Genomic DNA, 14,969 nt, shown 5'->3' with positions numbered 1-14,969 from the left:
TCCGGCCTGCCCCTGACGGTCCGGCCATCGAACCCTGCCGCGTCCGAACGACGAAGGGATCCGCCGCATGGCCCTCGACGCCGCCCCGGAGAAGTCCGCACCCGCCCGCATCCCGCATCCGCTGGACAGCGACGCCGACGGCGTCAACAGGCCGGGGCTGCACAAGAACGCGCGCTACCACGAGATCCGCGAGACCGGCACCGGAGTCGCCGAGGTGCGGCGCCACGACGGCGGAACGGCCAAGCTCGTCACCCGCTACCACGACGTCGAGCAGGTGCTGCGCAACCAGGAGGTGTTCTCCAGGGAGGCCGCCCTGGACGCCGACGCCGTCGACCTCGAAGGCACGATGCTGGGGCTCGACCTGGAGGACCACGCGGCCGTCCGCGGCGCCGTCAAGGACTGGTTCTCGCCACAGGCCACCGAGCGGCTGCGGCGCACGGCGCGGGAGCGGGCCGCCGCGCAGCTGACGGCGATGCTCGCGGGCAAGGAGCCCGCCGACCTCGTCACCGCCTTCGCGCTGCCGTTCTCGCTCGACCTGATCTGCGACATGATGGGCCTCCCGCAGGAGGACCGGCTGCGCTTCCACGCGTGGGGCGACGCGTTCCTCGGCACCAGCGCCCAGACCCGCGTCGACGCGGCCGAGGCGCAGATGGCGATGGTCGGCTACCTGAGCGGCCTGGTGGAGGAGCGGCGGCGCGACCCGTCCGAGGACCTGCTGTCCCGGGTCGCCGTGGGCGCCGCGGACCTGCCGTTCGACCGCCAGGTCAAGCTGCCGCTGACGCTGGTGCTCGGAGGCTGGGAGACGGTGGCGAGCAGCATCGGCACGCAGATCCACGTCCTGCTCACCCACCCCTACGAGGACCACGAGACCGCGTACGGCTACCTCAGCGCCCATCCCGAGGCCGTCCCCGGCGCCGTCACCGAGCTGGAGCGCCTGTTCTCCACGACCGCGGCGGACGACCTGCCGCGCCGGGTCACCCGCGAGGTGACGCTGCCGAGCGGTGAGCGGCTGCGGCCCGGGGACCTGGTCATCCCGTCCCACGACGCCGCGAACTGCGACCCGCGCGTGTTCACCGACCCGCACCGCATGGACTTCGGCCGCACGCCGAACCGGCACCTGTCCTTCGGCTACGGGCCGCACCACTGCATCGGGCGCCATCTCGGGCACATGGAGGTGGAGACGGCCGTGGCGCTGCTCACCCGCGAGCTGCCGTCCCTGCGGCTGGCGGTGCCGTCGGACGAGATCACCCGCAAGCCGGGCCACGTCATCAACGGCCCCTCCGCCCTCCCCGTCGCCTGGAGCGCGCCCGCGGACTGACGCCGTCAGGCGCGCGCGGGTGGAGGACGTTCCCGGCGGCGGCGCCGGTAGGCGACGGCGAGGGCGGCGAGGAGCGGCGCCCAGGCCACGAGAGGGAGGTAGAGGAACCCGACCGCGGTGTGGCCCGCCGGGGTCATGTCGTCCGCGGGCATGCTCCACCAGGCCGCCAGGGGCGTCCACAGCACGGCGAGGACGGCGACGCCCGCCCACGCGGGGATCAGGGCCGCCAGGGGCGGGACGGTCCGGCCGCCGGCGAACGGGATCCAGCGCGGGACGACCTCGCCCCACGGCCGCACGAGGCCGAGCGCCAGGAGGGCGGCGCCCTCGCTGAGGACGGCGAGCAGGACCAGGTAGGCGGGTCCCCAGAAGCCGGGCGGGCAGACGGTCCGATAGCCCTCCTCGGTGTATCCGAGGGGGAAGCCCAAGGCGAGGCCGAGCCGCCAGACGCCGGACGGCAGCGCGAGCAGGGTGATCGCGTGGGCGGCCAGGTGCGCCCAGCGCGGGGCGTGCCGCATCGCCGGAGGCGCGGACGTGACCGCCGGAGGCGCGGAGGTGATCGCCGGAGGCGCGGACGTGACCGCCGGAGGTGCGGGAGCGGCGGGACGGGAGGGCGCGGTCATACGGATGATCATGTCCGGCGGGGGCGCCGCCGCCCTCCCTCCCGGGGCCGAACCGGATCCCCCGCCGGGGGGAGCGGGGGCGGTTCGTCCCGGTATGAGATTGTTAGGGGGGCGAACTTCAGGAGGACGCGGTGGCGGGGCGGGGCGGGCGCGGGCTGGTCCCGCTGCTGGCCTTCCTCGGGGTGATGGCGTACTCGCTGTCGATGGCCGTGGTGACGCCCGCGCTGCCGCAGATCCAGCACGGCCTGCACACGTCCCCGGCGGGCGCGGCGTGGGCGCTCACGGCCATGACGCTGTCCGCGGCCGTCGCCACGCCGGTGGTCGGCCGGCTCGGTGACCTGTACGGGGCGCGCCGCGTGCTGCTCGCCGTGCTCGCCGTCGCCACCGCCGGGACGGTCGTCGCCGCGCTGGCCCCGACGGTGCCGGTCATGCTCGCCGGGCGCGTCCTCGGCGGCGTCGGCGGCGGCGTCTTCCCGCTGGCGTACACGATCATCCGGGACGTCCTGCCGCCCGCCAGGCGGGCCGCGGCCGTCGGCCTCATGTCGTCCATGCTGGGCCTCGGCGGCGCCGTGTCGTGGTGCCTGGCCGGTCCGATCATCGACCTCCTCGGCTGGCGCTGGCTGCTGTGGGTGCCGGTCATCGGCCTGGTGCCCGGCGTCGCCCTCGCCTGGTGGATCGTTCCGGACGGACGCCGCGGCGGGGACTCCCGCGCGCCGGCGCGGGTCGACTGGTGGGGCGCCGCCCTCTTCGCCGCCTGGCTGGTGGCCGCGCTCACCGCCCTCACCGAGGGGATGGACTGGGGCTGGACGTCCCCCGGCGTCCTCGGGCTCCTCGCGTTCGCGCTCGCGGCGGCCGGCGCATGGCTGTGGGTGGAGGGCCGCGTCCGCGAGCCCCTGATCGACCTGCGCCTCATGCGGGTGCGCGGGGTGTGGACGGCGAACGCCGCCTCGCTCCTGTCCGGCTACGCGCTGATGGCGGGCGGGCTGCTGTTCCCCCTGCTCGTCCAGCTTCCGGAGGGCACCGGGTACGGCTTCGGCGGGACGGCCACGCAGGCGGCGCTGCTCCAGCTCCCCGCCAGCGTCGGCATGACCGTCGCGGGCATGACGGCGGGCCTGCTCGACCGGCGCGTCGGCTCCCGCGTCGTGCTGCTCGGCGGCGCGGTGACGACCGGGCTCGGCTACGCGTTCGTGGCGGTCGAGCACGGCGCCATGTGGCACCTCTACGTCGGCGGCCTGGCCCGGGGCATCGGCCTCGGCTTCGCCTACGCCGCCGTGGCGACCCTGGTCGTCGCCGCCGTCCCGCCGGAGGAGACCGGCGTGGCCACCGGCATCAACACGCTGCTGCGCACGGTCGGCGCGTCCCTCGGGACGCAGGTCAGCGCGGTCATCGTCGTCGCGGTCCCCGGCGAGGGCGGGTTCTCCGCCGGGTTCGCGGTGAGCGCCGCCGTGATGGCGGCCGTCCTCCCGCTGGCCCTGCTCGTCCCGCGCCCGGGGCGGCGGCGGGCACGCGGAACGGGGCCCGGCGCGGTGCCGGACCCCGTCGCGGTCGTGCGGTGAAACCGGTGAATCAGGTCGTGCGGTGAATCAGGTCGTGCGGTGAATCAGGTCGTGCGGTGAATCAGAACGACTCGACGGCGCGGCGCGCCTCCGGGTCGAGGACGCCCCAGCCGATCAGCTCTTCGGTGAGCTCGGTCGGAGACTTGTCATAGATGACCGCGAGTGAACGCAGGTCCTCCTGACGGATGGACAGGACCTTTCCGTTGTAGTCGCCCCGCTGGCTCTGGATCGTCGCGGCGTAGCGGGCGAGAGGACCGGCCTTGTCTTTCGGAAGCTGCTGCAACCGCTCTAGATCGATCACGAGCTTGGGTGTAGGCCCGAGCGGGCTCGGCGCGGCTCCGCCGGGCAGCAACTCGGAAACCGGCACGCCGTAGAAATCGGCGAGCTCGGCCAGCTTCTGAACGGTGACGGCGCGGTCGCCCCGCTCGTACGAACCCACGACGACGGCCTTCCAGCGGCCGCGGGACTTCTCCTCCACGCCGTGCAGGGACAGGCCCTGCTGGGTGCGGATGGCGCGCAGGCGCGCGCCGAGAGCCTTAGCGTATTCAGACGGCATGATGCGGCCCCCCAGGCTCACTTTCGTCGTCGTCGAACCCCGGCTGTCACCGGGGGGAGACAGATTCGCGAAGCCAGGGGGCCTCAGGACTCTGTCTCCAGGGATGGTTACGGACAGTGACGGTAAAACGGGTACGGCCCCAGGTCAAGCTGATTGGAAAAAAGCGGTCGAATCCGCAGGACTCGATCCGGGCCGTCCGGATCGCGTCCGGCCCGTGCGGGCGGGGGTGCGGCGGCCCGGCGCGGCGGCCGCGCCGCCCTCCGGACGGCCTCCGAATGTGACCCCTCTCACCTGCGAAGACGCGGACCGGCCCGGGGTGCTGGGCAGCCGGGCCCGGCTGCTAACGTGTGGGGGACACGACGTCCTTTAAGGCCCGTCCCGTGAGGCGGGGAAGGAGGTTTCGGCGGTGAATGCTGCCTCCAGGCAGGAACATCGCGTGGCGGACGGTGACCCCCGGCCCAAGGCCGTTCTGGAGGGTCCCGACATCCGACGCGCGCTGACCCGTATCGCACACGAGATCCTCGAGCGGACCAAGGGCGGCCACGACGTCCTGCTGCTCGGCATCCAGACCCGCGGCGTGACGCTGGCCGAGCGGCTCGCCGGGGCGCTGCGCGAGGTCGAGGGCCGCCCGGTGCCCTGGGGCTCGCTCGACGTGACCATGTACCGGGACGACCTGCGGATGCGGCCCGCCCGCGCCCTCGGCCGCACGGAGCTGCCCGCCGACGGAATCGACGACAGGGTCGTCGTGCTCGTCGACGACGTGCTGTTCTCCGGGCGGACGGTGCGCGCCGCGCTGGACTCGCTGAACGACCTCGGCCGGCCCCGCGCCGTCCAGCTGGCGGTGCTGGTGGACCGCGGGCACCGGCAGCTGCCGATCCGCGCCGACTACGTGGGCAAGAACCTGCCCACCTCGATGCGCGAGACCGTGAAGGTCCTGCTGGACGAGAACGACGGGCGCGACGCGGTGCTGCTCGGCCCGACGGGGGGTGCCGAATGAACCGCCATCTGATCTCCGCCGGCGACCTGAGCCGCGACGACGCGCTGCTCGTCCTCGACACGGCCGAGGAGCTCGCGCAGATCGCGGGCCGCTCCATCAAGAAGCTGCCGACGCTGCGCGGCCGGACGGTCGTCAACCTGTTCTTCGAGGACTCCACCCGCACCCGCATCTCGTTCGAGGCCGCGGCCAAGCGGCTGTCGGCCGATGTGATCAACTTCTCGGCCAAGGGCTCCAGCGTGTCCAAGGGCGAGAGCCTGAAGGACACGGCGCTCACGCTGGAGGCGATGGGCGCCGACGGCGTCGTCATCCGGCACAACGCCTCGGGCGCGCCGCACCGGCTGGCCGGCTGGGTGCGGGGCAGCGTGGTCAACGCCGGCGACGGGACCCACGAGCACCCCACGCAGGCGCTCCTGGACGCGTTCACGATGCGCAAGCGCCTGGGCGACCTGGAGGGCCGCAAGGTCACGATCGTCGGGGACGTGCTGCACAGCCGTGTGGCACGATCCAACGTCCTGCTGCTGGACACGCTCGGCGCCGACGTGACCGTGGTCGCGCCGCCGACGCTGCTGCCGGTCGCGATCGGCACCTGGCCGTGCTCGGTGTCCTACGACCTGGACGCCGTCCTCCCCAAGAGCGACGTGATCATGATGCTGCGGGTCCAGCAGGAGCGCATGAACGCCGCCTACTTCCCGACGGTGCGCGAGTACAGCCGCCGCTACGGGCTGGACGCCGAGCGCATGGCCGAGCTCCCCGACCACGCCATCGTCATGCACCCCGGTCCGATGAACCGCGGCGTCGAGATCGCCGCCGAGGTCGCCGACTCGGTCCGCTCCACGATCGTCGAGCAGGTCGCCAACGGCGTCAGCGCGCGCATGGCCGTCCTCTACCTGCTGCTCGGAGGCTCCGAGCCCGCCATCGGCCAGGAGGTCCCCCAGTGAGCACCTACATCATCAAGGGCGCCCGGATCCTCGGCGGCGCGGCCGCCGACGTCCTGGTCCGCGACGGCGCCATCGCCGCGGTCGGGACCGGCCTGGACGAGGCCGGCGCCGAGGTCGTCGACGCCGCCGGGCTGGTCGCCCTGCCGGGTCTCGTGGACCTGCACACCCACCTGCGCGAGCCGGGCCGCGAGGACGCCGAGACCGTCGAGTCCGGCACGCGGGCCGCCGCGATGGGCGGGTTCACGGCCGTCCACGCGATGGCCAACACCGACCCCGTCGCCGACACGGCCGGCGTGGTCGAGCAGGTGTGGCGCCTCGGGCGCGAGGCCGGGTACTGCGACGTCCAGCCGGTCGGGGCCGTCACGCGCGGCATCGCCGGCGAGCAGCTCGCCGAGCTGGGCGCGATGGCCGACTCCGCCGCCGGGGTGCGGGTGTTCTCCGACGACGGGCACTGCGTGTCGGACGCGGTCATCATGCGCCGGGCCCTGGAGTACGTGAAGGCGTTCGACGGCGTCGTCGCCCAGCACGCCCAGGAGCCGCGCCTCACCGAGGGCGCCCAGATGAACGAGGGCGAGATGTCCGCGGCGCTCGGCCTGCGCGGCTGGCCCGCGGTCGCCGAGGAGGCGATCATCGCCCGGGACGTCCTGCTCGCCCAGCACGTCGGGTCGCGGCTGCACGTGTGCCACGTCTCCACGGCCGGGTCGGTGGAGATCATCCGGTGGGCGAAGAGCAAGGGCTGCCCGGTGACCGCCGAGGTCACCCCCCACCACCTGCTGCTGAACGACGCCAAGGCCGGCTCCTACGACCCGATCTTCAAGGTCAACCCGCCGCTGCGCACCGCCGACGACGTCACCGCGCTGCGGCACGCCCTCGCCGACGGGACGATCGACTGCGTCGCCACCGACCACGCCCCGCACCCGGTCGAGGCCAAGGAGACCGAGTGGGCCGTGGCCGCCATGGGCATGATCGGCCTGGAGACGGCGCTGCCGGTCGTCCAGGAGTCCATGGTCGAGACCGGGCTGCTCGACTGGGCCGGGGTCGCCGACCGCATGTCGTTCCGCCCCGCGCGCATCGGCCGCCTTTCCGGACAGGGTCGTCCGCTCGAGGCAGGTTCGCCCGCCAACATCACGCTGTACGACCCGTCGCCGCGCCGCGCCGTGGACCCGTCCGCGATGACCTCCAAGAGCCGCAACACCCCGTTCGCGGGGCTGGAGCTGCCCGGCCGGGTCGTGGCGACGTTCCTGCGCGGCAAGCCGACCGTCCTCGAAGGGAAGCTCCAATGAACCCTGCTCTGCTCGTTCTGGAAGACGGCAGGGTGTTCCACGGGGTCGGGTACGGGGCCGAGGGGGAGACCTTCGGCGAGATGGTCTTCAACACCGGCATGACCGGCTACCAGGAGACCCTGACCGATCCCTCCTACGCGCGCCAGATCGTGGCGATGACGTCCCCGCACATCGGCAACACCGGCGTCAACGCCGAGGACCCCGAGTCGCGCCGCATCCAGGTGGCCGGCTACGTGGTGCGCGAGCCCGCCCGCGTGGCGTCCAACTGGCGCGCCACGGGCTCGCTCGGCTCCGCACTGCGCGAGCAGGGGGTGGTGGGCATCGCCCTGCCCGGCACGCGGGCCCTGACGCGGCACCTGCGCGACCGGGGCGCGATGCGCGCCGGCATCTTCAGCGGCGACGCCGCCGGGCCCGGCGCGGACGCCCTCGTCGAGCGCGTCCGGCAGAGCCCCTCGATGGAGGGCGCCGACCTGGCCCGGGACGTCTCCACCAGGGAGCCCTACATCGTCCCGGCGCGCGGCGAGAAGCGCTACACGGTCGCGGCCGTCGACCTCGGCATCAAGTCGATGACGCCGTACCGGATGTCCGAGCGGGGCTGCGAGGTGCACGTCCTGCCGGCCACCAGCACGGCCGCGGACATCCTCGCCCTCGCCCCCGACGGCGTGTTCTTCTCCAACGGCCCCGGCGACCCCGCCGCCGCGGACTACGCCGTGGACGCGCTGAAGGGCGTCCTGGACACCGGGACGCCGTTCTTCGGCATCTGCTTCGGCAACCAGATCTTCGGCCGCGCGCTCGGCCTCGGCACCTACAAGCTGAGGTTCGGCCACCGGGGCATCAACCAGCCCGTCCAGGACCGGGCGACCGGCAAGGTCGACGTGTCGGCGCACAACCACGGGTTCGCCGTGGACGCCCCGGCCGACGGGCCGTTCGACACCCCCTACGGGCCCGGCGAGGTCAGCCACGTCAACCTGAACGACGGGTGCGTCGAGGGGCTCAGGCTGCTGGAGCGCCCGGCGTTCAGCGTCCAGTACCACCCGGAGGCCGCGGCCGGCCCGCACGACGCCTCCGGGCTCTTCGACCGTTTCTGCGACCTGATGGAGGCGTCGAAGTAATGCCGCGCCGCGAAGACCTGAACTCCGTCCTGGTCATCGGCTCCGGGCCGATCGTCATCGGCCAGGCGTGCGAGTTCGACTACTCCGGCACCCAGGCGTGCCGGGTGCTCAAGGCCGAGGGCCTGCGGGTCACGCTGGTGAACAGCAACCCGGCCACGATCATGACCGACCCCGAGTTCGCCGACGCCACCTACGTCGAGCCGATCACCCCCGAGGTCGTCGAGAAGATCATCGCCAAGGAGCGGCCGGACGCGCTGCTGCCCACCCTCGGCGGCCAGACGGCCCTCAACACCGCCATCGCGCTCTACGAGGGCGGCGTCCTGGCCAGGTACGGGGTCGAGCTGATCGGCGCCGACGTCGACGCGATCCAGGCCGGGGAGAACCGGGAGCGGTTCAAGGAGGTCGTCGCCAAGGTCGCCCGCGAGCAGGGCCTGAACGCCGAGTCCGCCCGGTCGGTCATCTGCCACTCGATGGAGGACTGCCTGGCGGCGGCCGGCGAGCTCGGCTACCCCCTCGTCGTCCGGCCGTCCTTCACGATGGGCGGGCGCGGCTCCGGCTTCGCCCACGACGAGGACGACCTGCGCCGCATCGCCGGGGCCGGGCTGGACGCGTCCCCGACCGGCGAGGTGCTCCTGGAGGAGTCGATCCTCGGCTGGAAGGAGTACGAGCTGGAGGTCATGCGCGACCGCCGCGACAACGTGGTGATCGTGTGCTCGATCGAGAACCTCGACCCGATGGGCGTGCACACCGGCGACTCGATCACGGTCGCGCCCGCGCTGACGCTGACCGACCGCGAGTACCAGAACATGCGGGACGTCGCGATCGCGGTGATCCGCGAGGTCGGCGTCGACACCGGCGGCTGCAACATCCAGTTCGCCGTGCACCCCGGCACCGGCCGGATGATCGTCATCGAGATGAACCCGCGGGTGTCGCGGTCCTCGGCCCTGGCCTCCAAGGCCACCGGCTTCCCCATCGCCAAGATCGCCGCGAAGCTGGCCATCGGGTACACCCTGGACGAGATCCCGAACGACATCACCCGGGAGACGCCCGCCTCGTTCGAGCCGACGCTCGACTACGTCGTGGTGAAGGTGCCCCGGTTCGCGTTCGAGAAGTTCCCCGGCGCCGACGGCACGCTCACCACGCACATGAAGTCCGTGGGCGAGGCCATGGCCATCGGGCGGTGCTTCACCGAGGCCCTGCAGAAGGCACTGCGGTCCCTCGAGCAGAAGGGCACCTCGTTCAGCTGGGCGGGCGAGGTCGACGCCGCCGAGCTCGTCGAGTCGGCCCGGCGCCCCCACGACGGGCGGCTCAGGGACGTCCAGCGCGCGCTCTGGGCCGGAGCCGGCATCGAGGAGCTGTACGAGGCGACGGGCATCGACCCCTGGTTCCTGGACCAGATCGCCGCCATCAACGAGGTCGCGGAGGAGATCCGCACCGCCGACGACGCGCTCACCAAGGACAAGCTGCTGCGCGCCAAGCGGCACGGGTTCTCCGACGCGCAGATCGGCGAGCTCCGCAACCTCTCCGAAGAGGTCGTGCGCGAGTTGCGGCACGCCCTCGGCATCCGCCCGGTCTACCTGACCGTGGACACCTGCGCCGCCGAGTTCGCCGCCCAGACCCCCTACCTCTACTCCGCCTACGACGAGGAGACCGAGGTACCGCCGGGCGCGAAGCCGAAGGTCCTCATCCTGGGCAGCGGCCCCAACCGCATCGGGCAGGGCGTCGAGTTCGACTACTCCTGCGTCCACGCGTCGTTCACGCTGGCCGAGGCGGGCTATGAGACCGTGATGGTCAACTGCAACCCCGAGACGGTCTCCACCGACTACGACACCTCCGACCGGCTCTACTTCGAGCCGCTCACGCTGGAGGACGTCCTGGAGGTCGTCTACGCGGAGCAGCAGTCCGGCGAGGTCGCGGGCGTCATCGTCCAGCTCGGCGGCCAGACGCCCCTCGGGCTCGCGCAGAAGCTGAAGGACGCCGGCGTGCCGATCGTGGGCACCTCGCCGGAGAGCATCCACCTCGCCGAGGAGCGCGGGGCCTTCGGCCGCGTCCTGCACAGGGCGGGGCTGCTCGCGCCGAAGCACGGCACGGCCACGTCCTACGAGGAGGCCCGGGAGATCGCCGCCGAGATCGGCTACCCGGTGCTCGTCCGCCCGTCCTACGTGCTGGGCGGGCGCGGCATGGAGATCGTGTACGACGACGCCACGCTGGAGTCGTACATGGCCCGCGCCACCGAGGCGAGCCCCGAGCACCCCGTCCTGGTCGACCGCTTCCTGGACGAGGCCATCGAGATCGACGTGGACGCCCTGTTCGACGGCGAGGAGCTGTACCTCGGCGGCGTGATGGAGCACATCGAGGAGGCGGGCATCCACTCCGGCGACTCGGCGTGCGCCCTGCCGCCGATCACGCTGGGGCACGACGACATCCGCCGCATCCGCGAGTCGACGGAGGCGCTCGCGCGCGGCGTCGGCGTGCGCGGGCTGATGAACGTCCAGTACGCGCTGTCCGCGGGCGTCCTGTACGTGCTGGAGGCGAACCCGCGGGCCTCCCGCACGGTGCCGTTCGTCTCCAAGGCGACCGCCGTCCCGCTCGCCAAGGCGGCGGCCCGCGTGATGATGGGCACGACCATCGCCGAGCTGCGCGCCGAGGGCATGCTGCCCGAGGCCGGCGACGGCGGGACCCTGCCGCTGGACGCGCCGATCGCGGTGAAGGAGGCCGTCCTGCCGTTCGACCGGTTCCGCAACGAGCACGGGCAGGGCGTCGACATCGTCCTCGGCCCCGAGATGCGCTCCACCGGCGAGGTCATGGGCATCGACGAGGTGTTCGGCACCGCGTTCGCCAAGTCGCAGCAGGCGGCCTACGGGTCGCTGCCGACCAAGGGGCGCGCGTTCGTGTCCGTGGCGAACCGCGACAAACGGCACATGGTGTTCCCCGTGAAGCGCCTGGCTGACCTGGGCTTTGAGATTCTTGCCACGGAGGGGACCGCGGAGGTCCTGCGCCGCAACGGCGTGCGTGCCAAGATCGTGCGCAAGCACAGCGAGGGTCCGGGCCCGTCCGGCGAGCCCACGATCGTGCGGCGCGTCCTGGACGGCGAGGTCGACCTCATCGTCAACACTCCCTTCGGCAGCCCCGGCCAGTCCGGGCCGCGGCTCGACGGCTACGAGATCCGTACCGCGGCCGTGCTGCGGGGCGTACCGTGCGTGACGACCGTCCAGGGGCTCGCGGCGGCCGTGCAGGGCATCGAGGCCGTCGCCGGCGGCCAGGTGGGCGTCCGCTCCCTCCAGGAGCACGCCGAGCGGCTCAGCGGCGCGCACGGCCGCGCCGGCGCCTCCGGCACGACGGCCGCGGACGGCGGGGACGGCGCTGTGTCGCCCGGCTGACAGGACCGGGCGGTCCGGGCGGGCGCGACGCCGCCCGGACCGCCCGGCGCACGCGATGAGGAGAGGGAGACGGGTGTCCGACACGCCGGTGCAGACCTCGGCGACGGTCCTGACGGTCCGCCAGGTGCAGGACTACCGCGCGATGACGCTGGTGGCCCCGGCCATCGCCGAACGGTTCAGGCCCGGCCAGTTCGTGGCGCTGGCCGTGGGCGGCGAGCACACGTCCCGCCTGGTGCGCCGGTGCATCGGGGTGCACGAGGTCAAGTCCGACTACGGCGGCACCGTCGAACTGGTGTTCGCCGACACCGAGCCCGGCACCGCCTGGCTCGCCGGCCGCCGCTCCCGCGACCAGATCGACCTCGTCGGGCCGCTCGGCCGCCCGTTCCGGCTGCCCCGCGATCCCGTCACCTGCCTCCTCGTCGGCGGCGGTCCCGGCGGCGCGGCCGTGTTCGCGCTGGCCGACACGCTGCTGCGGCGCGGCTGCCGGGTGCACTTCGTGCTCGCCGGCGCCTCCGCCCGGCAGGTGTTCGGGTCCCGCATGGCGCAGCGCATCGGCGACAGCTCGGCCGTGGTGACCGAGGACGGGTCGATGGGGGAGAAGGGCACCGTCCGCGACGTGCTGCCCCGCGTCATCGAGGAGACGGGCGCGGACGTCGTCTACGGCTGCGGCCCGACGGCCCTGCTCCGCTCGCTCACCCAGATCGCCGGCGACTTCGGCCTGCCCTCGCAGGTGTCGGTCGAGGAGTTCCTCCAGCAGACCGGCGCGTGCGGCATCGGCGTGTGCATGACGTGCATGCTCCCCGTCCACGGCGAGGACGGCGTGACCCGCATGGTCCGCGCCTGCGCGGACGGCCCCGTCCTGCGCGGCGACCGCGTCCGCTGGGGCGACCTCGGAACCATCCCGTTCGACGCGCTCGGCGCGCCGCGCGTCCTGAGCGTCTCTGAAGGGGGCCTGCAGTGAGCGAGCGGGTCACGACCACCCTCGGGCCGCTGGAGCTGCCCAACCCCGTCCTGACGGCCTCCGGGTGCGGCGGGACGGGACGGGAGCTCGCCCAGTTCTTCGACCTCACCCGCCTCGGCGCGTTCGTCACCACGTCGGTGATGGCGCAAGCGCGCGCGGGGCGGCCCACACCGCGCGTGACCGAGACCCCTAGCGGCCTCCTGACCGCCATGGGCCTGCCCGGCCCCGGCGTGGAGACCTTCCTGGAACGCGACCTGCCCTGGCTCATCGAGCAGGAGGTCCGCACGATCGTGTCCGTCGCGGGAAGCAGCGTCGAGGAGTACGGCGACCTCGCGCGCCGCCTCCGCAACGTCCCGGGCGTCGCCGCGATCGAGGTCAACGTCGCCTGCCCCAACGTCGAGGACCGCGGCCGCATGTTCGGCTGGCACCCGGCCGCCGCCGCGTCCGTCGTGCGGGCCGTGCGCGCGCACGCCCGGCCCGGCCTCCCGGTCTTCGCCAAGCTCGCCCCCGACGTGACCGACATCGTCACCATCGCGCTCGCGTGCGTCGACGCGGGCGCCGACGGCCTCACCCTGATCAACACCATGGACGCCATGGCGATCGACCCGCAGACGCTGCGTCCGGCCCTCACGGGCGTGTCCGGCGGCCTGTCCGGGCCCGCCGTGCGGCCCGTCGCGGTCCGCTGCGTCTACCAGGTGCACGCCGCGCTGCCCACCACCCCCATCATCGGCGTCGGCGGCATCTCCACCGGCCTGGACGCCCTGGAGTTCATCCTCGCCGGGGCCTCCGCCGTCGCCGTCGGCACCGCCCTGTTCCACGACCCCGCGGCAGGGCCGCGCGTGCTGCGCGAGCTGGAGGAGGCGCTGGCGGCCCGCCGCATCGGCCGCCTCGCCGACGCCGTCGGCCTCGCGCACAAGCCCGCCGGGTACGTCCCGCCCCAGGTGCGCCCGCAAGAACCCGAGAAGGAGAAGCTGTGACCGACGCCCCCATCGCCGTCGCGCTGGACGCGCCCGACCTGGAGACCGCCGCGCGATGGGCCACCCTGGTCACGCCGCACGTCTCCACCGTCAAGGTGGGCCTGGAGCTGTACCTGCGGTACGGGCCCGACGTCGTCGCCAGCGTGCGGGGCGCCAGCCGCGTCCAGGTGTTCCTCGACCTCAAGCTGCACGACATCCCCGCCACCGTCCGCGGCGCCGCCCGCGCCGTGGCGCGCCTCAAGCCGGCCTACCTGACCGTGCACGCCGCCGGGGGGCCCGCGATGATCCGGGAGGCGGTGCAGGCCGTCCCCGCCACCAAGATCGCCGCGGTGACGGTGCTGACGTCCCTCGGGGACGCCGATCTCACCGCCCTCGGCCTCGCGGGGCCCGCCCCGGACGCCGTCCGCCGGCTGGCCGTCCTCGCCGTCGAGGCGGGCGCTCAGGCCCTCGTGTGCTCCCCGCAGGAGGCCGCCGCCGTCCGCGCCGAGGTCGGCCCGGACATCACGCTCATCACGCCCGGCATCCGTCCCGCCGGCTCGGGCAACCAGGACCAGGCCCGCGTCGCCACCCCCGAGGCCGCGCTGGCCGCCGGCGCCGACCTGCTGGTCATCGGCCGCCCCATCACCGGCGCCCCCGATCCCGGCGCCGCCGCGGCCGCCATCGCCGCCGCGCTGCGCCGTACGTCCGCCGGTACGGGCTGAGCGCGGGCCGGGCGCGAGTCCCGGGCGGGCACGGCCGCCGTGCGCGGACGGGCCCGCACGCCATTGGTGCACGGCGCACAGAACCGCTTTGTGGGTGAGTTTTGTGGCACGAGCGATCGCGATTGTGGTTTTAGTCGCATGCGAATGCGGGGACGGAGTCGCCGCTTTGCGATACGTGCCGAACGGCGAACTCGTTCACGCGGAGGGGTCGTTTCCGGACCGGGGGGAGTCTCCGGTGCGACGGCCGGCGTCTTCGCGTCCATGGGGCGCCCTGGCGGCGGGCTGGGGGAGCTGGTGCGGTGCGGGTGTCCTCCGTGCGGAGCGAACGATCTTGGCGGGTGTGTTGTCGAGGATGACAGTAACGGTGCCGGGGCGACGTGCGGAACGGCGCGGGGTGACGAGTGTCACTCGGTCGGGATCACTTGTGGGAGGGCCCGTGGCGGCGCCTGTGCGGGGCCCCGGGCGGGGGTGCCGGGACGGTGGCGGACCGGCCCTCCGGGGGCGCGAAGCGCAGTGGCGAAGCGGTGCCCGGTGCCATATTTACGGCCAGAACGGGCGGATTTTCACGAT

Annotated in this window: 12 protein-coding genes; 10 read left to right on the top strand and 2 right to left on the bottom strand. The window is 73.6% G+C overall.

Features of this window, described 5'->3' with window-relative positions:
• Positions 1 to 67 precede the first annotated feature (67 nt).
• Positions 68 to 1,318, top strand: a complete 1,251-nt coding sequence (locus BJY14_RS07080; RefSeq protein WP_179842868.1) for a cytochrome P450 — start codon at positions 68 to 70, stop codon at positions 1,316 to 1,318.
• A gap of 5 nt (positions 1,319 to 1,323) precedes the next feature.
• Here the strand turns inward: BJY14_RS07080 and BJY14_RS07075 are convergent, their stop codons facing one another.
• On the bottom strand, positions 1,324 to 1,938 hold the full coding sequence (locus BJY14_RS07075) for a hypothetical protein (RefSeq protein WP_246395832.1): 615 nt from the start codon (positions 1,936 to 1,938) through the stop codon (positions 1,324 to 1,326).
• Positions 1,939 to 2,069: 131 nt separating this feature from the next.
• Between BJY14_RS07075 and BJY14_RS07070 the strand changes: the two genes are divergently transcribed.
• Positions 2,070 to 3,494: an MFS transporter gene (locus BJY14_RS07070; RefSeq protein ID WP_312879043.1), complete on the top strand. Its 1,425-nt coding sequence runs from the start codon at positions 2,070 to 2,072 to the stop codon at positions 3,492 to 3,494.
• 61 nt (positions 3,495 to 3,555) lie between these two features.
• On the opposite strand, the gene bldD is transcribed toward BJY14_RS07070, so the two are convergent.
• A complete protein-coding gene (gene bldD / locus BJY14_RS07065) occupies positions 3,556 to 4,050 on the bottom strand; it encodes a transcriptional regulator BldD (RefSeq protein WP_021597992.1) in 495 nt (164 codons plus the stop codon).
• A 436-nt stretch (positions 4,051 to 4,486) separates the two neighbouring features.
• On the opposite strand from bldD, the gene pyrR reads away from it, so the two are divergent.
• From pyrR to pyrF, 8 genes are all read left to right on the top strand, one after another.
• Positions 4,487 to 5,047, top strand: a complete 561-nt coding sequence (gene pyrR, locus BJY14_RS07060) for a bifunctional pyr operon transcriptional regulator/uracil phosphoribosyltransferase PyrR (RefSeq protein ID WP_258938912.1) — start codon at positions 4,487 to 4,489, stop codon at positions 5,045 to 5,047.
• Positions 5,044 to 5,985, top strand: coding sequence for an aspartate carbamoyltransferase catalytic subunit (locus BJY14_RS07055; protein ID WP_179842866.1), 942 nt, complete (start codon positions 5,044 to 5,046; stop codon positions 5,983 to 5,985). Before pyrR ends, BJY14_RS07055 begins: the two co-directional genes overlap by 4 nt.
• Positions 5,982 to 7,268, top strand: coding sequence for a dihydroorotase (locus BJY14_RS07050; protein WP_179842865.1), 1,287 nt, complete (start codon positions 5,982 to 5,984; stop codon positions 7,266 to 7,268). The genes BJY14_RS07055 and BJY14_RS07050 overlap by 4 nt, the downstream gene beginning before the upstream one ends.
• Complete coding sequence (carA, locus tag BJY14_RS07045; RefSeq protein ID WP_179842864.1) at positions 7,265 to 8,380, top strand: glutamine-hydrolyzing carbamoyl-phosphate synthase small subunit; 1,116 nt, start codon at positions 7,265 to 7,267, stop codon at positions 8,378 to 8,380. Before BJY14_RS07050 ends, carA begins: the two co-directional genes overlap by 4 nt.
• Positions 8,380 to 11,760 (top strand): carbamoyl-phosphate synthase large subunit, encoded by a 3,381-nt coding sequence (gene carB, locus BJY14_RS07040; protein ID WP_246395830.1) that lies wholly within the window; start codon positions 8,380 to 8,382, stop codon positions 11,758 to 11,760. Before carA ends, carB begins: the two co-directional genes overlap by 1 nt.
• A gap of 73 nt (positions 11,761 to 11,833) precedes the next feature.
• Positions 11,834 to 12,721 carry an iron-sulfur cluster-binding protein gene (locus BJY14_RS07035; RefSeq protein ID WP_179842863.1) on the top strand — a complete coding sequence of 296 codons (888 nt, stop codon included), beginning with the start codon at positions 11,834 to 11,836 and terminating at the stop codon, positions 12,719 to 12,721.
• Positions 12,718 to 13,698, top strand: a complete 981-nt coding sequence (locus tag BJY14_RS07030) for a dihydroorotate dehydrogenase (protein WP_179842862.1) — start codon at positions 12,718 to 12,720, stop codon at positions 13,696 to 13,698. Before BJY14_RS07035 ends, BJY14_RS07030 begins: the two co-directional genes overlap by 4 nt.
• Entirely contained in the window at positions 13,695 to 14,399 is a 705-nt protein-coding gene (gene pyrF, locus BJY14_RS07025) for an orotidine-5'-phosphate decarboxylase (protein WP_179842861.1), read from the top strand. Before BJY14_RS07030 ends, pyrF begins: the two co-directional genes overlap by 4 nt.
• The last annotated feature ends 570 nt before the right edge of the window (positions 14,400 to 14,969 follow it).

The organism is Actinomadura luteofluorescens, assembly GCF_013409365.1.
Classification (GTDB): Bacteria; Actinomycetota; Actinomycetes; order Streptosporangiales; family Streptosporangiaceae; genus Spirillospora; species Spirillospora luteofluorescens.
This window is presented reverse-complemented; position numbering and strand designations above follow the sequence as displayed.